The 18714-nt window shown below is 67.7% G+C and carries 15 protein-coding genes; 9 read left to right on the top strand and 6 right to left on the bottom strand.

What is annotated here, in order from left to right; translation table 11 throughout:
* Nucleotides 1-58: 58 nt before the first annotated feature.
* The gene (locus NMD1_RS03755; RefSeq protein ID WP_125953701.1) at nucleotides 59-1612 is read right to left on the bottom strand and encodes an aldehyde dehydrogenase family protein; all 1554 of its coding nucleotides are present in this window, start codon (nucleotides 1610-1612) and stop codon (nucleotides 59-61) included.
* Between the two features lie 272 nt (nucleotides 1613-1884).
* Here NMD1_RS03755 and NMD1_RS03750 point away from each other — a divergent pair, with 272 nt between their 5' ends.
* Nucleotides 1885-2871: an AraC family transcriptional regulator gene (locus NMD1_RS03750; RefSeq protein WP_125953700.1), complete on the top strand. Its 987-nt coding sequence runs from the start codon at nucleotides 1885-1887 to the stop codon at nucleotides 2869-2871.
* Between the two features lie 187 nt (nucleotides 2872-3058).
* Here the strand turns inward: NMD1_RS03750 and NMD1_RS03745 are convergent, their stop codons facing one another.
* Nucleotides 3059-5173, bottom strand: coding sequence for a PQQ-dependent dehydrogenase, methanol/ethanol family (locus tag NMD1_RS03745; protein WP_125953699.1), 2115 nt, complete (start codon nucleotides 5171-5173; stop codon nucleotides 3059-3061).
* Between the two features lie 333 nt (nucleotides 5174-5506).
* Here NMD1_RS03745 and NMD1_RS03740 point away from each other — a divergent pair, with 333 nt between their 5' ends.
* The 6 genes from NMD1_RS03740 (at nucleotide 5507) to NMD1_RS03715 (ending at nucleotide 11260) form a co-directional block, all read left to right on the top strand.
* On the top strand, nucleotides 5507-7876 hold the full coding sequence (locus tag NMD1_RS03740; RefSeq protein WP_233497331.1) for a TonB-dependent receptor: 2370 nt from the start codon (nucleotides 5507-5509) through the stop codon (nucleotides 7874-7876).
* 64 nt (nucleotides 7877-7940) lie between these two features.
* Complete coding sequence (locus tag NMD1_RS03735; protein ID WP_125953698.1) at nucleotides 7941-9128, top strand: amine dehydrogenase large subunit; 1188 nt, start codon at nucleotides 7941-7943, stop codon at nucleotides 9126-9128.
* Complete coding sequence (locus NMD1_RS03730) at nucleotides 9125-9667, top strand: MauE/DoxX family redox-associated membrane protein (protein ID WP_125953697.1); 543 nt, start codon at nucleotides 9125-9127, stop codon at nucleotides 9665-9667. The genes NMD1_RS03735 and NMD1_RS03730 overlap by 4 nt, the downstream gene beginning before the upstream one ends.
* Nucleotides 9664-10293: a methylamine dehydrogenase accessory protein MauD gene (gene mauD / locus NMD1_RS03725; protein ID WP_233497330.1), complete on the top strand. Its 630-nt coding sequence runs from the start codon at nucleotides 9664-9666 to the stop codon at nucleotides 10291-10293. The genes NMD1_RS03730 and mauD overlap by 4 nt, the downstream gene beginning before the upstream one ends.
* The gene (locus NMD1_RS03720; RefSeq protein WP_125953695.1) at nucleotides 10290-10811 is read left to right on the top strand and encodes a methylamine dehydrogenase light chain; all 522 of its coding nucleotides are present in this window, start codon (nucleotides 10290-10292) and stop codon (nucleotides 10809-10811) included. Before mauD ends, NMD1_RS03720 begins: the two co-directional genes overlap by 4 nt.
* Before the next feature lie 11 nt (nucleotides 10812-10822).
* Nucleotides 10823-11260, top strand: a complete 438-nt coding sequence (locus NMD1_RS03715; protein WP_125953694.1) for a hypothetical protein — start codon at nucleotides 10823-10825, stop codon at nucleotides 11258-11260.
* Here NMD1_RS03715 and NMD1_RS03710 read toward each other — a convergent pair.
* From NMD1_RS03710 to NMD1_RS03700, 3 genes are read right to left on the bottom strand one after another with little or no spacing between them, the layout of a single operon-like run.
* Nucleotides 11248-12567 (bottom strand): MFS transporter, encoded by a 1320-nt coding sequence (locus tag NMD1_RS03710; protein ID WP_199558052.1) that lies wholly within the window; start codon nucleotides 12565-12567, stop codon nucleotides 11248-11250. The genes NMD1_RS03715 and NMD1_RS03710 overlap by 13 nt on opposite strands.
* On the bottom strand, nucleotides 12560-13402 hold the full coding sequence (locus NMD1_RS03705) for an intradiol ring-cleavage dioxygenase (protein ID WP_125953693.1): 843 nt from the start codon (nucleotides 13400-13402) through the stop codon (nucleotides 12560-12562). Before NMD1_RS03705 ends, NMD1_RS03710 begins: the two co-directional genes overlap by 8 nt.
* A gap of 28 nt (nucleotides 13403-13430) precedes the next feature.
* The gene (locus NMD1_RS03700; protein ID WP_125953692.1) at nucleotides 13431-14489 is read right to left on the bottom strand and encodes a maleylacetate reductase; all 1059 of its coding nucleotides are present in this window, start codon (nucleotides 14487-14489) and stop codon (nucleotides 13431-13433) included.
* 129 nt (nucleotides 14490-14618) lie between these two features.
* On the opposite strand from NMD1_RS03700, the gene NMD1_RS03695 reads away from it, so the two are divergent.
* Complete coding sequence (locus NMD1_RS03695) at nucleotides 14619-15431, top strand: enoyl-CoA hydratase (protein WP_125953691.1); 813 nt, start codon at nucleotides 14619-14621, stop codon at nucleotides 15429-15431.
* A 56-nt stretch (nucleotides 15432-15487) separates the two neighbouring features.
* Entirely contained in the window at nucleotides 15488-16420 is a 933-nt protein-coding gene (locus tag NMD1_RS03690; RefSeq protein WP_125953805.1) for a formylglycine-generating enzyme family protein, read from the top strand.
* A 24-nt stretch (nucleotides 16421-16444) separates the two neighbouring features.
* On the opposite strand, the gene NMD1_RS03685 is transcribed toward NMD1_RS03690, so the two are convergent.
* Complete coding sequence (locus NMD1_RS03685; RefSeq protein ID WP_199558051.1) at nucleotides 16445-18685, bottom strand: beta-glucosidase; 2241 nt, start codon at nucleotides 18683-18685, stop codon at nucleotides 16445-16447.
* Nucleotides 18686-18714: the final 29 nt, after the last annotated feature.

The following is an 18714-nucleotide window of genomic DNA, read 5'->3' as shown; positions in this document are numbered from 1 at the left end:
TCCTTGCGCCGGGCCATTTTGCCTCAAACCTCGATCGCGCCAGTAATGGGCCCTGACCCTAGAGCAGGGTGACCGTCACCGACTTCGCCTCGGTGTAGAGTTCGAGCGGCGCGTGCGCGAGTTCGCGGCCATAGCCGGACATGCGGTGGCCGCCGAACGGCACCGCCGGATCGAGCAGGTTGTGCGCGTTGACCCAGACATTGCCCGCCTTCAGCCCCAGCGCGAAGCGGTTGGCCGCGCCCAGGTTCTGCGTCCACACGCTGGCGCCCAGGCCGAAGCGGGTATCGTTGGCGAGCGCCAGCGCTTCCTCTTCGCTGTCGAACGGCATGGCCACCAGCACCGGGCCGAACACTTCCTCGCGGCACAGCGTCATCTCGGGCGTACCGTCGGCAAAGACGGTGGGGCGATAGAAGAAGCCCGGGCCGGCCGGAGCCTCGCCGCCCGCCACCAGCCGCGCGCCCTGCGCCAGCGCGCCTTGCACGAAGCCGTCCACCCGGGCGCGCTGCTTGGCCGAAACCAGCGGCCCCATCTGGCTGGCGGGATCGAGCCCCGCGCCCAGCACCATGCCGTTGGCAACCGCCGCCAGACCGTCGATCACCTCGGCATAGATGCTGCGATGGACCAGCAGTCGCGAACCGGCGGTGCAGACCTGCCCGTGGTTGAAGAAGATCGCGCCGGCCGCGCCTTCCACGGCCATCGGCACCGGGCAATCGCCCAGCACCACCACCGGGCTCTTGCCGCCCAGTTCCAGGCTCAGGCGCTTCATCGTGGCGGCAGCGCGGCGCTGGATGTCCTGCCCGACCTCGGTCGATCCGGTGAAGGCGATCTTGTCGACGTGGCGATGTTCGACCAGCGCGATGCCGGCTGCCGCGCCGCCTGTCACAATGTTGACCACGCCGGCCGGGAACCCGGCTTCGGCAATCAACCCGCCCAGATAGAGCGCGGACAGCGGCGTGTCCTCGGCCGGCTTGAGGATCACGGTGCAACCCGCCGCCAGCGCGGGCGCGATCTTCCAGATCGCCATGACCAGCGGGAAGTTCCACGGGATGATCTGCCCGACCACGCCGACCGGCTGGCGGATGGTGTGCGAGGTGAAGCTGAGGCCCGGCACGTAGTGGAACGAGGGCGCGATGGTCGTGCCTTCGATCTTGGTCGCCCACCCGGCCATGTAGCGCAGCGAATCCATGGCAAGCACCAGATCGCCATGGCGCGCCATGGGCAGGATCTTGCCGTTGTCGAGCACTTCCAGTTCGGCCAGCAGATCGGCGTCGCGCTCAATCAGGTCGGCCAGGCGCAGCAGCAGGCGTTCGCGCTCCACCGGCCGCAGCGCGCGCCAGGGGCCGGTGTCGAACGCCGCGCGGGCGGCAGCCACCGCGCGGTCGATATCGGCCGCGCCGCCTTCGGCCACTTCGGCGATGGGCGCGCCGGTCGCCGGATCGATCACGGTGCGCCGTTCGCCACTGGCGGCCGGTACGTGCGCGCCATCAATCCACAACCCGTGCTGGCGGGCGAGGAAGGCCTGCGTCGCGGCGCTGGCGGCCTGCGCGCCGGACCCGACGGTGGCGGAAGGGCTCGCGCCGGCGGGGCTTGCGATGTCCAGCGTGTCGCTCATGTCAGGGGCCTTTTCGTGGATAGTGCTGTCGGACCGCAATCGTAGGAGCCGCGTTCGCGCCCGCGCTATCCACTTTGCGCAGGCCGCGTGCCGATCCGGCAAAAGGAAGGCGCACGCCTCTTGACAGGAGACGCTGCTTTCAGTGTCCTGCATCGGATGAGGACTCGGCTACGCGGTTCTCATGATCGGCACCCGATCAGGCCGCGTGAGCCGGGTAACAGTGCAAGCGAGAACACACGGCGGGCAAACCGTCGCGCTCAGGGAGCCGCCACATGCTAGCCGTCCTTGCCCAGTCGAATGTCGCCGGTGTTCAGTCCTTCCATTCGGATCGGGCGGACGTGGTCCACGAACACCTGTCGAAGCGCCTCTCCCGCCACCGCTTCGATTGTGGCCGGGCGGAGCCGATCGACGCGCGCATCTACAGCATGGAACTTGGCGCGATCCAGTTCGTCGATCTCCAGTATGGCACCGAGGTCGATGTCGAGGCGCAGCTGGAGGACGATCACTTCCTGGTCCATCTCGCGCTCGACGGCGAAACCGTGATGTGGGCCGATGGCAACCGCTACCAGCTGCGGCCCGACGAACTGATGGTGTCCTCGCCCGGCACGCCGCTCAAGGTCCACATGACGGGCAATTGCCGCCACCTCGCGGTGCGGATGCCCGCATCGATCTGCACCGACTATCTCGGCCAGCAACTCCACATCCCGGTCCAGCGCCGGCTGGAATTCTATCCGGGGCGCGAAGGCACGCGCGAACTGCCGCTGGTGTGGCGCGGGATGCTGACCCACATCTGCGGACAGTTGCAGCTTTGCCCGATCACGATGAGCAACAAGCGGCTGCAGCGCCAGTACGGGATGCTGCTCGCCGAAGTGCTGCTCGGCAATTACTGCAACAGCTATTCCGAACAGATCGCGCTCCACGGCAACGACATCTCGCCCCGCCACGTCCGCCGCGCGCGCGAGATCATCCACGATTCGGTGGAGGAGACGATTTCGATTGCCGCGCTGGCCGCGCAAGTCGGCGTTTCGGTGCGCTCGCTGCAAAGCGGCTTCCGCCATTTCCTCGGCGTGACGCCGCTTGAATATGTCCGCCGCCACCGGCTGGAAAAGCTGCACAGCGCGCTGATGGAAAGCGATGGCGGCGCCAGCGTGACCGAGCTGATGCTCGAATGCGGCATCGTCAACTTCGGCCGCTACGCGCAGTATTACCGCCAGCAGTACGGCTGCCTTCCCTCGGAAACCCTCCGCAAGCGGGGATAGCTTGGTGATTAGGTCGCGTGCACACTCTTGCCCTACGCGTTCGTCCGCTACGCGTTCGTCATTGCGAGCGTAGCGAAGCAATCCAGAGCGGCTTGAGCGTGACTCTGGATTGCTTCGTCGACTGCGTCTCCTCGCAATGACGATGGTGCGTTTGCAAAAAACATAAACGCCAATAGTTTCCTTGCCATCATGGCGCGTCGGGATCGGCCTTCAGGTCGAGCGCGCGCTTCACCACATAGGCGCGGATCGCTTCGGCCTGCGCGGCGGTGAGGTCCTTGGCGAAGTTGGGCATGCCCTGCGGTTCGGCCACGCCCTGCAGCACGAAGGCGGCGAACACGTCCGGATCGGTAATCGCCTGCGAATAGCGCAGGTTGGGCACGCCGCCGTGATTCACCGCCGTATCCCCGTGGCACATCCAGCAGCGCACGTGGAACAGCGTGCGGCCTTCGTCCACCTGCCGGGGATCGCCGGCGCTGGCGGGCAGCGGCGGCAGCACTTTCGGATCGACCGGCGGCAGCGCATAGGGCGCCTTGCCGTCGAGCCGGAAAGTGACGATGCGGTTTACGCGCGGGCCGACCGCGTCCTTCAGCGCCTCGCCCATGTTGAGCGGCAGAATGCCGCCCCAGCCGACCGCGACGGAGACGTATTGCACGCCCCTGATGCGGTAAGTGACGGGCGCGGCGACGATGCCGCTGCCCAGATTCACGGACCACAGCTTGCGGCCGCTGTCGGCGGCATAGGCGGCGAATTCGCCCGTGCCGTTGCCCTGGAACACCAGCCCGCCCGCGGTCGAGAGCACGCCGCCGTTCCACGGCAGCGGCATCGGCACGGACCACACCCGCCGCCCGGCGACCGGGTCCCAGGCCACCAGCGCGCCTTTCATCATTGCGCGGATCTGCGCGCGCACCTTGGGGTCTTCGGGCATCGAGGAGGCGGCCGGGTCCTGCCCGGTGTTCCACCCGCGCGGGTCGTAGGCAAAGCTTCCGGGCTTCGCCGAAACATAGCCATAGGGCATTTCCGCCGTGGGCAGGAACACCAGACGGCGCGACGGATCATAGCTCATCGGCTGCCAGCTGTGCCCGCCGGCGGGCGAGGGCAGGCCCAGCCACGCCGCGCCGCTTTCGGCATAGCGCGCGGCCGGCACGATGTCGGGGCGGCCCGTCCTGGGGTCCAGCCCCTTCGACCAGTTGAGCGGCACATAGGGCGTGCCCGAGATGAACTGGCCCGTCGCGCGGTCCAGCACATAGAAATAGCCGTTCTTCGGCGCCTGCATCAGCACCTTGCGCCGCTGACCGCCGATATCGAGATCGGCCAGGATCATGTGCTGCGTGGCGGTGTAGTCCCATTCGTCGCCCGGCACTTCCTGGAAATGCCAGACGTATTCGCCCGTCTCCGGCCGGATCGCCACGATCGAGGAGACGAACAGGTTGTCGCCCTTGCCGGCGCTGCGCACCGTGCGGTCCCATGGTCCGCCGTTGCCCACGCCGATATAGAGCAGGTCGAGTTCGGGATCGTAAGCCATCGAATCCCACGCGGTGCCGCCGCCGCCCACCTTCCACCATTCGCCGGCCCAGGTGCCGGCGGCCATGGCCATGGCCTTGTTCTCGAAGCCCTTCGCCGGATCGCCAGGCACGGTGTAGAACCGCCAGGCCTGCCTGCCGGTAGCCACGTCATAGGCCGTGACATAGCCGCGCACGCCGTATTCCGCCCCGCCGTTGCCGATGATAACGCGGTTCTTCACGATGCGTGGCGCGCCGGTGATCGTGTAGTTCTGGTTGCGGTCGGTGGTCTGGACCGACCAGACCTCGCGCCCCGTCTTCGCGTCGAGCGCGATCAGCCGCCCGTCGAATGCGCCCAGGAACACCTTGCCGTCGGCATAGGCCACGCCCCGGTTGACCACATCGCAGCAGCCGCGCCGGGCAGTGGCGCCATCGACGTGCGGATCGTAGCGCCACAGCACGCGGCCGGTGCGCGCGTCGAGCGCCATGACCACGCTCCACGGGCCGCTGACGTACATCACGCCATCGACCACGATCGGCGTCGCTTCCACCCCGCGCAGCGATCGCGCCTCGAAATCGGCGCTCCATGCCACGCCCAACCGGGCGACGTTGGCGGCGTCGATGCCGGCCAGCGGGCTGAACCGCGTTTCGCCGGGATCGAGGCCGTGCATGGCCCAGTCCGTATCGGCGCTGGCGGTTTCGGTGCTGGCGCGGGCGTTGGCGTTGACCGGCGCCGGCTTCGGCGCGGCAAGGGCCGTGGCGCTGACGCAGATCGCGGTCAGCAGGATCGCTTTGGTCTTCATCCGGGTTCCGCCATGTGGAGGGGCACGGGGCCGGTCACGGCCGCGCCCGCTGTCGCTGAGGGCCGAAGGGCACCCGATTTGCCGGACCGGCGCTATCCGGAACGCGAACGGCGCTGTACGCAAAGCGCGTCATTTCGGTCACAGGTTTCAACTGATTTCGCGAACCCCGCCTGCGGGTTCCGCAGAGCTTGGCCGCTTTGCGTTCCGGCAATCCGCAATGCGCGGCGGATGTACGTTTTCGGCATTTCTATGCTGTTGAAATACCAAGGCCCCTCGGCGAGCATCCGGTCAACAAAAGCACCAGTTGGTGCCGGCGATCAGGGAGCATCCGGCATGACCTTCGGGAAAACCAAAGCGGCATCGAGCAGTCTGGCCATGGCGGTTGCGATCGCCGGCATGACCGGGACGGCGCACGCGCAGGAAGCGCAAACCGCCACCCAGGACGCGACCAGTGGCTTCGGCGATATCGTGGTAACCGCCACCAAGCGGTCCGAGAACGTCGCCAAGGTGCCGATCTCGATCACCGCGTTCTCGGGCGATCAGCTGAAGGCGCTGGGCGTGACCGACACCACCCAGATCACGCAGCACGTTCCGGGGCTTCAGCTTAACGCCTGGTCACCCAACGTCACCATCTTCAACTTGCGGGGCATTTCGCAGAACAATTTTACCGACTATCTGGAAAGCCCGGTCGCGGTCTATGTCGACGATGCCTATATGGGCTCGATCAACGGCATTTCCGGCCAGCTGTTCGATGTGCAGCGCGTGGAAGTGCTGCGCGGGCCGCAGGGCACGTTGTTCGGCCGCAACGCCACCGGCGGCCTGATCCAGTACGTCAGCAACGACGCCAGCCGGGCGGACTTCAACGGCTATGCCACGGGCACCTACGAACGCTTCAACCGGCGCACGCTGGAAGGCGCGGTGGGCGGCAGCATCACCTCCGGCTTGCGTTTCCGCGTGGCGGGCCGCGTCGCCAAGGCGGATGGCTACATCACGCCGGCGGCGGCGCTGCCGGGCGTGTTCGAAAGCGATGGGCAGGCATTGGGCGGGGAGAACGGCTGGGCCGTGCGCGGCACGGTGCAGGCGGACCTTGGCCCCAACGGCAGGCTGGACCTGTGGTACAAGCATTCGCAGGACGATCACGTCGCCACCGGCGGCTATGTGTTCGACAACTGCAATCTGCAGGACAACGGCTATTGCACCACCGACACCGCCGGCCTGTCGAACGGCACGGGCGGGGTTATCAACGGCATCACCGGCGAGAAGGCCAGCCCCTACCAGAACTTCTCCAACGTCCCCGGTTTCCTGGATCGCAAGATCGATGTCTATCAGGGCAAGCTGGCCTACGATCTGGGCGGGATCAAGCTGACCAGCATCACCAACTATACCAAACTGACCAAGTCCTATCTGGAGGATGGCGACGCGACGCCGCTCGACCTCATCCGCTACGAGACGCAGGCGCGCTACAGCCAGTTCAGCGAGGAACTGCGCCTGTCGGGCGATCTGCCGCGCTTCCGCTGGCAGGTGGGGTTCTACTACCTCGACATGAAGATCAACGGCCATACCGTGACCACCGGCAACCCGGCGCTGGGCGCGGCGGTGGCCGTGGGGCTGGGCGGCAGCAACCCCTCGATCGACGAGACCTATCGCCTGACCTCGAAGAACTGGTCGCTGTTCGCGCAGACCGAATACGACCTGACCGATGCGCTGACGCTGATCACCGGTCTGCGCTATTCCAAGGACACCAAGGGCGTTACCTATCATTCGCTCGTCAGTTCGGACGGCAGCACGGTGGAACTGGCGTCGAACCAGAGCTTCGATGCGGTGATCCCCGGCGTCGATCGCATTTCCAAGGGCGATTGGGCGGCGCGCGCCACACTGAACTTCAAGGCGGCCGCGAACACCTTGCTGTTCGCATCGTGGAACCGGGGCATCAAGGGCGGCAACTTCACGCTCAGCCCCGCGATCGATGCCTCGACCTTCCAGCACAAGGCCGAAACGCTCAACGCGTTCGAGGGCGGCATCAAGTGGTCCAACGACAGCAAGACCATCCGCGCCAACGCCACGGTGTTCCACTACAGCTACAAAAACTACCAGGCCTTCGCCCTGATCGCCAACGTGCCGCAGGTGCGCAACAGCGATGCCACTGCCACCGGCGCGGAGTTCGAGGCGTGGATCAGGCCGGTCCCGCACTTCAACGTGAATCTCGGCGCGACGTGGGAAACCAGCAAGGTCAAGTCGGTGGCCACGGCGGGGTCGGAATACCTGTCGGTGCTGGTCCCCGGCGCCAGCGTGCCGCAATATTGCGTCGATCAGGGCACCGGCAACTATTTCTGCACGTTCCCGGCGGCCACGGTCACCAACGCCAAATTGCCCAACGCGCCGCGCTTCAGCGTGAACTACCTGTTCCGCTACGACATCGACACCGCGCTGGGCAATGTCGCCGCGCAGTTCGACGGCGCGTGGTATGATGGCCAGTACCTCGAAGTGACCAACGGCGCGTCCTCGTTCCAGAAGGCGTACAACGTCTCGAACGCCTCGCTGACCTGGACAAGCGCGGACGACCGTTTCAGCATCGAGGTGTTCGGTCGCAACGTGTTCAACAAGGCCTATCGCCAGTATACGCTCAACCTCGGTCCGCTCGGCACGACCGCGATGTACGCCAAGCCCGCCACCTATGGCGTCAGCGCGAGCGTGAAGTGGTGATCGCGGTTCGGCCCACGGCCATGGGGAAGCGGGCGCGGGGCCGGTTTTCGTTTCGGAGTATGCGATGAAGACGTTGCTTGCCCTTTCGCTCCTCGCGCTTGGCGCATCGCAGGCGATGGCGGCCCCGCCGAAGCCCGCGCCCCCGAAACTGGCGCCGCTGAAGCCCGAGGAACTGACCACGGTCGAGCTGAAGGAGCAGATGCCGCCGCACTGGGTGCTGGTGAACGACATCAGCTTCCTGCACATCGCGGATGGCCGCGCCTATCTGATCGATGCGGACAGTGGCCATTTCCTCGGCACGATTCCGGGCGGCATGTCGCACACCGGAGTCGCCGTCTCGCCCGATGGGCGCACGGCTATGGTGCCGGGCACGTACTATTCGCGCGGCAGCCGGGGCAAGCGCACCGATGTCGTCACCTTCTACAAGATCAGCGATCTGATGCCGGGCGACGAGGTGGAGATCCCGGCCAAGCGCATCCAGTCGCTGCCGCTGCCCTCCACCATCCCGCTGACCGACGACGGGCGATTCCTGCTGGTGTACAACTTCACGCCCGAACAGTCGGTCAGCGTGGTCGATGCGCAGGCGCGCAAGCTGGTGGGCGAATTTCCCACGCCGGGCTGCGGCCTGATGCACATGACCGGGTCGCGCGGTTTCCTGATGCAATGCGCCGACGGATCGTTGCAGGCCGCCGCGCTCGACGCGAATGGCGCGGTCCATCTCGGCGCCACGACCAAGCCGTTGTTCACTGCCGACGATCCCGCCAGCGACAAGCCGGTGCGGATCGGCCCGTCGACGTGGCTGTTCACCACCTTCGCCGGCGATGTCGCGGTGATCGACGGCGCCGGTGGGCAGATCGCTGTCAAGGCGCGCTGGAAGCTGGCGGGGGCAGACGAATCCGCCTGGCGACCGGGCGGTTTGCAGCCGCTGGCCTATCACGCGCCCAGCGGGCGACTGTTCGTGCTGATGCACAAGGGCGGCGCGGGCACGCACAAGTTTCCGGGCGAGGAAATCTGGGTTTATGACGTCGCCGCGGCCAAGCGCACAGCCCGCATTACGCTCGACCAGCCGGCCAGCGCGGTGGCGGTGAGCGGCGACGCGGCACCGCTGCTCTACACCACCCTGTTCGGCAGCGGCACGCTGGCGGTGCGCGATCCGGGCACCGGCGCGGTCCTGCGCAAGGTCGAAGGATTGGGGTCGGACCTCACGCTGATCCAGCCCGCGCCCGTCGCGGCCACGGCGGGCGCGCGATGATCGATCCTGTCCTTGCGCTGTTGCCCGCGATCGGTGCGGGATGCCTGTTCCTGTTGGCGGGCGTGCATAAACTGCGCGATTTTGCGCGTTTCGTGCCGACTCTCGCTGCCTATCGCCTGCTGCCGGCAGGGTGGGCAACCGTGGTGGCGCCGGCGGTGATCGCGGCGGAAATCGCGGCCGGCGCGGCGGCGCTCGCCATGCCCGTCTCGCCCGCTCTCGGCCGGGCCGGTGCGCTGGGTTGTGCGCTGCTATTGGGGGCTTATGCGGCCGCTATCGCCATCAATCTCCTGCGCGGGAACACGCGGATCGATTGCGGCTGCCTCGGCTTCGGCGCGCGCGTGCCCGAACTGCGCTGGGGCCTCGTCGGCCGCAACGCGCTCCTCCTTGCGGCCGTCCTGGCCGCCCTGCTGCCCGTTTCCCCCCGCCCGCTGGTATGGCTCGACGCCGTCACCGTGCTCGGCGGCCTTGCCGTGATGGCGCTGATTCATGCCGGCGCCGACATGGCGCTGCACCTTCCCCGCAAGGAGATCCGCTCGTGACCAATGCCGTGATTGCCGCGCTGATCGCGCTGTGGATTCTGGTGCTCGTGCTGGCGCTGGTCGTCGTCGCGCTGCTGCGGCAGGTGGGGATGCTGCACGAACGGCTCGGCCCGGTCGGCGCGCTGATGCTGCCGGGCGGCCCCGAAGTGGGGCAGGAGACACCGGCGTTCGAACTGGAAGCTATCGACGGCCGGGCCGTGCGCATCGGCGGGGCGGCGGACGGGCGGTCCACCCTGCTGTTCTTCCTTTCGCCGACCTGTCCGGTGTGCAAGTCGTTGATCCCCGTGGTCAAATCGATCGCGCGCGAACAGGGGGATGCCTTGCAGGTGGTGCTGGCCAGCGATGGCGACGCGCAGGCGCAATACGAAATGGTGGTGCGCGAGCGGCTGGAAGCGTTCCCGCTGGTGCTGTCGACGCCCCTCGGCATTGCCTTCCAGGTCTCGAAGCTCCCCCATGCCGTGCTGATCGACGCCAACAACCAGATCGTGGCAAAGGGCCTCATCAACAACCGCGAACATCTCGAAAGCCTGTTCGAAGCGAGCCGGATTGGCGTCGCCTCGCTGCAGGATTTCCAGCGCGCCCGCGCGGCGGGGCTGCTGGGGCAGAACCAGGGAAGCCAAGCATGAGAAGACTGGACCGCGCCGCCGAATACCTGGCCCGCAGCGCCGCGCGCGGCACTTCGCGCCGGGGCTTCATCGGGCGGCTGGGCGCTTTCCTGACCGTATCGGGCGCCGCCACGCTGCTGCCGGTGGCGCGCGCGCGGGCGGAACGCGCGCCCAATCCCGTGCAGGTGCAGGAACAGGGCGATCCGATGTCCTGCGAATACTGGCGCTATTGCGCGGTGGACGGCTTCCTCTGTTCCTGCTGCGGCGGTTCGGCGTCGTCGTGCCCGCCGGGAACCGAGCCTTCGCCGATCACCTGGGTCGGCACCTGCCGCAATCCGGTGGACGGGCGCAATTACATCATCAGCTACAACGATTGCTGCGGTAAAGCGGCGTGCGGCCGGTGCAACTGCAGCCGCGACGAAGGCGCGACGCCGACCTACCAGCCGACCACGTCGAACGATCTCGACTGGTGCCTCGGCACGCAGGCGGGGGTCGCCTACCACTGCTCCACGTCGGTCGTGCTCGGACCGGCGGACTGACGGCGCGGGGCGTGCGGCGACCGGTTGTCCTGCTCCCGCTGGCGCTGGTGTTCGGCGTCGCGGCGACCGGCACCGGGCCGGACGAGCGCGCGCACCGCGCCTGGGTGGACTATGCGCTGCACTGCCAGGGGTGCCACTTGCCCGACGGGCGCGGCATGGCGGGTAAAGTGCCCGACATGCGCGGGCAGCTCGGCCACTTCGCGGCCTTGCCCGGGGGTCGCGAATATCTGGTGCGCGTGCCCGGCGTTTCCACCTCGCGACTCAGCGATGCCGATGTTGCCCGGCTGATGAACTGGCTTGTGCGCCGGATGGGGCCGCTGCCGGCGGGGTTCGAGGACTACACAGCCGAGGAAGTGACGCGGTTGCGCGCCGATTGGTTAAGGTCGCCGGGGCCGGTCCGCGCGCAGCTCAAGGCGGCAATGGCCGAGGCGAGGGTTCAGGCCCGCTGACCCGCGACGAAGGCGCGCAGGGGCTTGCATCCGGGGGCGAGGATGGCCGCCGCGCCCACGCCGCCGACCACGGTGACCAGCGCCAGCGAACGGACGATCCCGGCGCCCGCGCCGAACAGGTGGTCGTTGAGCAGGCCGATCAGCAGCGTTCCCACGCCCGCGCCCAGCAGCGAGGTGCAGCAGATCAGCAACGCCGAGACTCTCGCGCGCATGGCCGGCGGCGCAACGATCTGGACGAGCGCGCCCGACGGCGCGATGGGAAACGACGAGAAGAACTGCAAACCTGCCAGCAGCACGAGGCCCGTGGCCGGCGAAGGCGCGAAGGCCAGCGCGCCGCCGAACAGCGCCGAGCAGAGCCCGCCGATCATGCCGACGCGCAGCGCGCCATCCCCCCGTCCGCTGCGGCGGTCGAGCCAGTCCATCAGCCAGCCGCTGGCGTAGGCGCCGCCGCCGCCCGCGCAGGTCGCGATCAGGCCGAGCCATAGCCCGGCCTCGCGCGTGTCGAAGCCAAAGGCGCGGGTCAGCACCGCCGGCGCCCAGGCCAGCGTGCCGAACAGCGCCCAGCCGGTCAGGGCATAGCCGGCAAGGTGCGGGCCGAAGATCGCGCGATGCCGGCCCATCATGGCGAAGACCGCGCCGATGCCCGGCGGGGAGGCTGCCTGCTTGCCGCTGGCGGGAGGGCGAGGATCGCGCACGGTCAGCGCCACGACTAGCGCCAATAGCAGGCCCGGCAGGCCCACGATCATGAAGCAGAGCTGCCACGGCCGCAGGGCCAGGCCCGCGATATGGACCGTGCCGTGCGCCGTCGCCGCCGCGATCACCGCGCCGCCCGCGACGAAGGCGAGCCCCGCGCCCACGAACGAGCCAAGCGAATAGACCGCCAGCGCCCGGCCCAGCTTTTCGCGCGAGAAGAGGTCGGCGATCAGCGATTGCGTGGCGGGGGAAAGCGCGCCTTCGCCCGCGCCCACCATCACGCGCGCGCCGAACAGCGCGGCGAAGCTGCCGGCAAGCCCGCAGGCGGCGGTGGCGAGACTCCACGCGGCGATGCCGGCGGAGATGACCGCCGGGCGCGCCATCCGGTCCGAAAAGCCGGCGATCGGCACGCCAAGCGTGGCGTAGAAGATCGCGAAGGCGAAGCCGTGCAGCAGACCGAACTGGGTATCGCTGATGCCGAGATCGGCCTGGATCGGCCCGATCAGCAGCGACAGGATCTGCCGGTCGACGAACGACAGCACGTAGGCCGCCATGCAGATCGCCACGACATACCACGATGCGGCGCTGTCCGGCGCGATGGTCCGGTCACGCATGAGCGGGTGCCAGCACGAAATCGAAAGCGCAGCGCCACGGCGTCGCGGCATCGGGTGTGGGTTCGTAGTTCACGATCAGCGGCGCCTTGACCCCGAACACCGCGTCGCTTTCCAGCCATGCGTCGCCGGCAACGAAGGTGTGCGTCACCAGCCGGTCGCAACCCGGAGCGGAGACGATGAAATGGGTATGCGCGGGGCGCCAGGGGTGCCGCCCGGTCGCTTCGAGCATCTGGCCCACGGGGCCATCGTGCGGAATGGGATAGGATACCGGCTTGATGCCGATGAAGGCGTATCGTCCGTCCTTATCGGTTATAAATCGCCCTCTATTATTCCATTGAGGTTGTACGTTGGGTTGCTGAACATCGTAAAAGCCATCGGCGTTGTCGGACCATACGTCGATCTCAGCGCCGGCGATCGGGCGGCTGGCGATGTCCGTAACCACGCCTTCAAACAGGCAGGCTTCGCCTTCGCCATCCAGACAGATGCTTTCGCCCATCTGTCGCTCCGGCGCGCCAGCGACGTGGAACGGCCCGAGCACCGTGTTCTGCGTGGCCTCGTCCGGCCGGCGGTTGTTGATCGCGTCGACCAGCATCGATGCGCCCAACACGTCGCTCAGCAGGATGAACTCCTGCCGTTCGGCGCTGCAGATGCGGCCGGTGGCGGTCAGGAAATCGATCGCGCTGGCCCATTCCTCCCCGGTCAGCTCCACGTCCTTGATGAAGGCGTGCAAGTGCGTGACGAGCGAGCGCATGATCCGGGCAAGGCGCGGGTCGATGTCCGCGCCCAGCCGGGCGTTGACCGCCTCGGCCGATTGCGCCTCCGTAAAATAGCTCATGCGCCTTGCTCCCTGATGATTGGCCCGGTCATGCCGGTTGCTCTCCCTGCCACGCCCGCGCCAGCAGGTCGCGGATCGGTCCGCGTTCGACCGGGCGCGGGTTGGGGTAGGTGTTCTGCGTGGCCAGCGTGGCGGCGCGGTCGATATCGCTTTCCGCCATGCCGAGTTGCGCGAGCGAGGTCGGTGCGCCCAGTTCGCGCGCCAGCCGGTGCAGCGCCTGCGCGGGATCGTCGCCCAGCGCTTGCGCCAGCGGAGCGAGTTCCGCCACCACCGCCGGGGTGTTGTAGGCCAGCGCGTGCGGCAGGATCACGGTATGCACATCGGCATGGGGCAGGCCGAAGCTGCCGCCCAGCGTGTGGCACAACTTGTGGTGCAACGACATCCCGACCGCGCCCAGCACCGTGCCGCACAGCCATGCGGCATAGAGCGCGCGGGTTCGCGCGGGCAGGCGCAGCGGATCGGCGGCGATGCGGGGCAGGGCTTCCACCATCGCCCGCGCGCCTTCCAGCGCCATCAGGCTGGAAACGGGATTACGATCCGGCGCGTAAAGCGCTTCCACCGCGTGCGCGATGGCGTTGAAGCCGCTGGTGATGCTGGTCGGCAGGGGCAGGTCCAGCGTGAGTGCGGGATCGTAGAGCACGAGATCGGGCAGCAGCCGGGGATCGCGCATTGTGGTCTTCATGCCCGCCGCCGTCTGCCCCAGCACGGGCGTTACTTCCGATCCGGCATAAGTCGTGGCGACGATCACCTGGCGGCAGCCGGTGTGCAGGGCAATCGCCTTGGCTAGGCCAACCGCCGTGCCGCCGCCGAAAGCGAGCACGCCATCGGCATCCACGTCGCGGAATTCCGCGAGCGCGGCTTCTGTTACCTCTACCGGCGTGTGCATGGTGGCATGGGCGAAATGGCTGGCGATCCTGCGTTCGAGCGGTTCGGCAATCGCCTGCGCCTTGTCCCGCTGCCCCGGCGTCGAAACCAGCAACAGCCGATGGCAGCCGAGCGTCTCGATTTCCCCGGCAAGTTGCGCCACCATTCCCGCCCCAAAAACGATGCGTGCGGGTAATGTGGTATAGGCGAAGCGGTCGAGCATGGGCCTCCTGGGGCAAAGGCGCATGGTGGGCGGCGGCGGCAAGGCGCAAAATCGGTTTTTCGCAATCGCTGTACGCTATACGAAGCAAAATCCGGTATCGCCCACAACACGATCGAGGATGCCCAAGCGATGACGTCTGACAGCGACAAGGATCCCGTGGTCCTCAATGAACCCCTCGTCCTCGTGCATCGCGATCGGGGGCGCTTCGATCTGGTGCTCAACCGCCCGGCGCAGTTCAACGCGCTCTCGGAGGAGATGCTCGCGGCGCTGAAAGCCGAGCTGGCCGTTGTCGCGGCCGATCCCGCGGCGCGATGCGTGGTGCTGTCCGGCGCTGGCCGCGCGTTTTGCGCGGGGCATGACTTGCGCCAGATGCGCGCCACGCCCGACATTGCCTATTATCGCGATCTGTTCGGCGCCTGTACCGAGGTGATGCAGGCCATCGCCGACCTGCCCGTGCCGGTGATCGCGCGCGTGCACGGCATCGCCACGGCGGCGGGATGCCAGCTCGTCGCCAGCTGCGATCTCGCGGTCGCCTCCTCCGAGGCGCGGTTCGCCGTTTCGGGGATCAACGTCGGCCTGTTCTGCTCGACGCCGGCCGTGGCGCTATCGCGCAACGTGCCGGCCAAGCGCGCGTTCGAGATGCTGGTGACGGGGCAGTTCATCGATGCGGCCACGGCGGAGAGCTGGGGTCTGACCAACCGGACCGTTGCGCCCGGGGATCTCGATGCGGCGGTAGACGATTTCGTTCGCACGATCATGGCCAAGAGTCCCGCCGCGATCCGCCATGGTAAGGCGCTGTTCCATGCCCAGCGCGAACGCCCGTGCTCCGATGCCTATGAACTGGCTACGGAAGTGATGGCGCGGAACATGATGGAGGAAGACGCTGGCGAGGGGATCGACGCCTTCCTGCAAAAGCGGGCGCCGGTATGGGCGGGCGTGTAGGCGTAGCGATGGGGAAGGAAGAGCGTTTGGAAGCCGTGGCGGACCTCTACGCGGGCATGATTGCCATCCCGGCCGGCACGTTCACGATGGGATCGGAAGCGTTCTATCCGGAGGAAGCGCCGCTGCGCCGCGTGAAGGTGGACGCCTTCCGGATCGACGAGACGCCGGTGACCAACCGCCAGTTCGCGCGCTTCGTGGCGGCGACGGGGCATGTCACGCAGGCCGAGGTCGCGCCCGATCCGAAGGACTATCCCGATATGTTGCCGGGCATGGACCGCGCCGGATCGCTGGTGTTCCGCAAGACGCGCGGGCCGGTGGACATGAACGCGCCGGGCAACTGGTGGCACTTCGAATTCGGGGCGGACTGGCGCCACCCGCTTGGCCCCGGCCGTTCGCTGGACGAACTGGACCTGTGGGATCATCCGGTGGTGCATGTCGCATGGGCGGATGCCGATGCCTATGCGCGGTGGGCGGGCAAGGACCTGCCGACCGAAGCCGAATACGAATATGCCGCGCGCGGCGGTCTGGAAGGCCGGGACTATGCGTGGGGCGACGAACTGGCGCCCGGCGGGCAGATGCTGGCGAACTACTGGCAGGGCCTGTTCCCCTTCGCCAACCAGTGCCTGGACGGATGGGAGCGGACCTCGCCGGTGCGGTCGTTCCCGCCTAACGGCTATGGCCTGTACGACATGATCGGCAACACCTGGGAATGGACCCGCGACTGGTGGAGCGAGCAGGCGGCGCAGGCTGATCCCAAGAAGGCGAAGGGCGCCTGCTGCACGGTTTCCAACCCGCGTGGGGGCAAGCTCAAGGACAGTTACGACCCGGCGCAGCCGGCGGTGCGCATCGGGCGCAAGGTGTTGAAGGGCGGATCGCACCTCTGCGCGGCGAACTATTGCCAGCGCTATCGCCCGGCGGCGCGCCATCCGGAAATGGTGGATACGTCCACCACCCATATCGGCTTTCGCTGCATGGTGCGCGCCGGCTGATCGGCAACGGCCGGCGGCCGGCGCTTACCAGCGCCGCGCCTTCATGCGCACGGTGACGACCGGGCCGAGCGCATCCGCGTTCTCGCCCAGCGCGAAGCCGTAATCACCGCCGGCGATGGACCATGTGCCGTTCTTCCAATCCGCCAGCAGGCGCGGATCGATCGCGACCGTGATCGGTTGCGAGGCGCCGGCCGCCAGATCGACCCGCGCGTAGCCCACCAGACGCTGCCTTGGCGCGCCCGCCTGCGTGACCATATAGAGCTGCGCCACCGTGGCGCCGGCGCGCTTGCCGGTGTTGGTGAGGGTGAACGTCGCGGTTGCTCCATCGGTCTTGAGGCCGCTGGTGGCGAACGCGGTGTAGGACAGGCCATGGCCGAACGGGAACAGCGGCTTTTCCCCCTTGCGAGCGAACCAGCGGTAACCGAGGTCTGACCCCTCGATGTCGTAGTTGGCGACAAGGGCCATGTCCGCGTGCGGCGGATTGCCGGTGAAATCGGGTTCGAGCACGTCGAACCCATCGACCTTGGCACGCGGAAGCTGCTTTTCGGCGGCCGGGAACGTGATCGGCAGGCGGCCTGAAGGGTTGGTCTTGCCGAACAGCACGTTCGCAATCGCTTCCGCGCCCCGTGCGCCGGGATACCATGCCTCGACCACCGCAGCGGTCTTGCCGAGCCACGGCATCAGCACCGGGCCACCGGTTTCGAGCACGACGATCGTGTTCGGGTTGGCGTCCGCCACGGCCGCGATCAGCGCGTCCTGCCCGTTGGGCAGCGTAAGATCGGGCTGGTCGAACCCTTCGGTCGACCATTGCGTGGCGAACACGATCGCGACATCCGCCTGCTTCGCCTGCGTCACCGCCTCGGAGATATAGCGGCCGTTGCGATAGGTGACGGTGGCGTCGCCGGCCTGCGCCTTGATCGCCTTGAGTGGCACGGAACGGTGATAGGCCTCCTGAATGAAGGCCGCGAACCCGCTGCCGCCGCCGAGCGGGATCGATACCGCCGGTCCGCCCTGGCCTTGCACCTGGCTTGAGCCCGCGCCCGAGACGACGCCGGTGTCGGCGTATCCGCCGATGACGGCGATCCGCTTTGCCGAAGCGGCAAGCGGCAAGGCCCCCCGTTCGTTGCGCAGCAGGACGATACCCTGTTCGGCGGTATCCTGCGCGATCCTGCCATGCGCATCGAAATCGATCTTGCCGCCGGGGCTGACGGGAAATTTGTCCAGCCCGTTGTCGTAGATCGCCCACAGCACGCGGCGGTTCATGTCATCGCGCCGTGCGGCCCATGCGGGTTTGCCGGCGGCGGCTTCGGCCAGCGGCCGGTCGAAGAACATCGCCTTGTCGAGCTGTCCGCCCGATTGCTGGTCCAGCCCGTTCATCGCCGCCTGAAGATCGGGCACCGCGCCCCAGTCCGACATCACGAAGCCCTTGTAGCCCCAGTCGCGCTTGAGCACCGTGTTCAGCAGCCAGTTGCTGGAGCAGGCCGGGTCGCCATTGACCTTGTTGTAGGCGCACATCACCGACCCCGGATTGCCGATCTCGATGCCGAGCTGGAAGGCCAGCAGGTCGCTTTCGCGCGCCGCGCCTTCGGAAATCCGGGAATCGACGAACTTGCGGCCCGTCTCCTGCCCGTTCAGCGCGAAGTGCTTGATCGTGGCGATGATGTGGTTCGACTGGATGCCCCGGATCGCATGGCCGGCGAGCGTGCCGCTGAGCAGCGGGTCTTCGCCGAAATACTCGAAATTGCGGCCGTTGCGCGGATCGCGCATCAGGTTGACGCCGCCTGCCAGCATCACGTTGAAGCCCTTGGCGCGCGCTTCGGCGCCGATCATGGCGCCGCCCTGTTCGATGAGGGCGGGATTCCAGGTCGACGCCATGGCGAGGCCCGATGGCAGCGCGGTGGCGCCATCCCGGCGCAGCCCGAACACGTAGGCGACGCCAAGGCTGGCGTCGGTTTCCTTCAGCGCGGGAATGCCCAGCCGGGCAACGCCGCCGACGTAGCCGGCGCCGGGAATGGCATCCGCCGGAATCGGCGGCGGAGTGGCGCCGACCGGAAGCGGCATGATCCCGTGAGTCAGGACGGTCCTTTCGTCCTGCGTCATCTGCCGCAGCGTCGCGTCGGCCCGGCGCTGGGCGTCTTCGCCAGCCCTGCCTGGCGCGGTGGAGCCCGGTTCGGTGGATGGAGCCTGATCGCGGGCGGCGACCGTTGTGGCGGCCGCGGTGCCAAGCAGGATGGCAAGGCCCGCTTTCATCATTGTCCCGGTCATGCTTCCTGTCCCCCGTTTCTTGTCGCACC

Source organism: Novosphingobium sp. MD-1, assembly GCF_001014975.1.
Classification (GTDB): domain Bacteria; phylum Pseudomonadota; class Alphaproteobacteria; order Sphingomonadales; family Sphingomonadaceae; genus Novosphingobium.
This window is presented reverse-complemented; position numbering and strand designations above follow the sequence as displayed.

Bases quoted from the DNA above. Each gene is read 5' to 3' on its own strand.
- NMD1_RS03755 (WP_125953701.1), bottom strand. From the start codon at position 1,612: ATGAGCGACACGCTGGACATCGCAAGCCCCGCCGGCGCGAGCCCTTCC.
- NMD1_RS03750 (WP_125953700.1), top strand. From the start codon at position 1,885: ATGCTAGCCGTCCTTGCCCAGTCGAATGTCGCCGGTGTTCAGTCCTTC.
- NMD1_RS03745 (WP_125953699.1), bottom strand. From the start codon at position 5,173: ATGAAGACCAAAGCGATCCTGCTGACCGCGATCTGCGTCAGCGCCACG.
- NMD1_RS03740 (WP_233497331.1), top strand. From the start codon at position 5,507: ATGACCTTCGGGAAAACCAAAGCGGCATCGAGCAGTCTGGCCATGGCG.
- NMD1_RS03735 (WP_125953698.1), top strand. From the start codon at position 7,941: ATGAAGACGTTGCTTGCCCTTTCGCTCCTCGCGCTTGGCGCATCGCAG.
- NMD1_RS03730 (WP_125953697.1), top strand. From the start codon at position 9,125: ATGATCGATCCTGTCCTTGCGCTGTTGCCCGCGATCGGTGCGGGATGC.
- NMD1_RS03720 (WP_125953695.1), top strand. From the start codon at position 10,290: ATGAGAAGACTGGACCGCGCCGCCGAATACCTGGCCCGCAGCGCCGCG.
- NMD1_RS03710 (WP_199558052.1), bottom strand. From the start codon at position 12,567: ATGCGTGACCGGACCATCGCGCCGGACAGCGCCGCATCGTGGTATGTC.
- NMD1_RS03705 (WP_125953693.1), bottom strand. From the start codon at position 13,402: ATGAGCTATTTTACGGAGGCGCAATCGGCCGAGGCGGTCAACGCCCGG.
- NMD1_RS03700 (WP_125953692.1), bottom strand. From the start codon at position 14,489: ATGCTCGACCGCTTCGCCTATACCACATTACCCGCACGCATCGTTTTT.
- NMD1_RS03695 (WP_125953691.1), top strand. From the start codon at position 14,619: ATGACGTCTGACAGCGACAAGGATCCCGTGGTCCTCAATGAACCCCTC.
- NMD1_RS03690 (WP_125953805.1), top strand. From the start codon at position 15,488: ATGATTGCCATCCCGGCCGGCACGTTCACGATGGGATCGGAAGCGTTC.
- NMD1_RS03685 (WP_199558051.1), bottom strand. From the start codon at position 18,685: ATGACCGGGACAATGATGAAAGCGGGCCTTGCCATCCTGCTTGGCACC.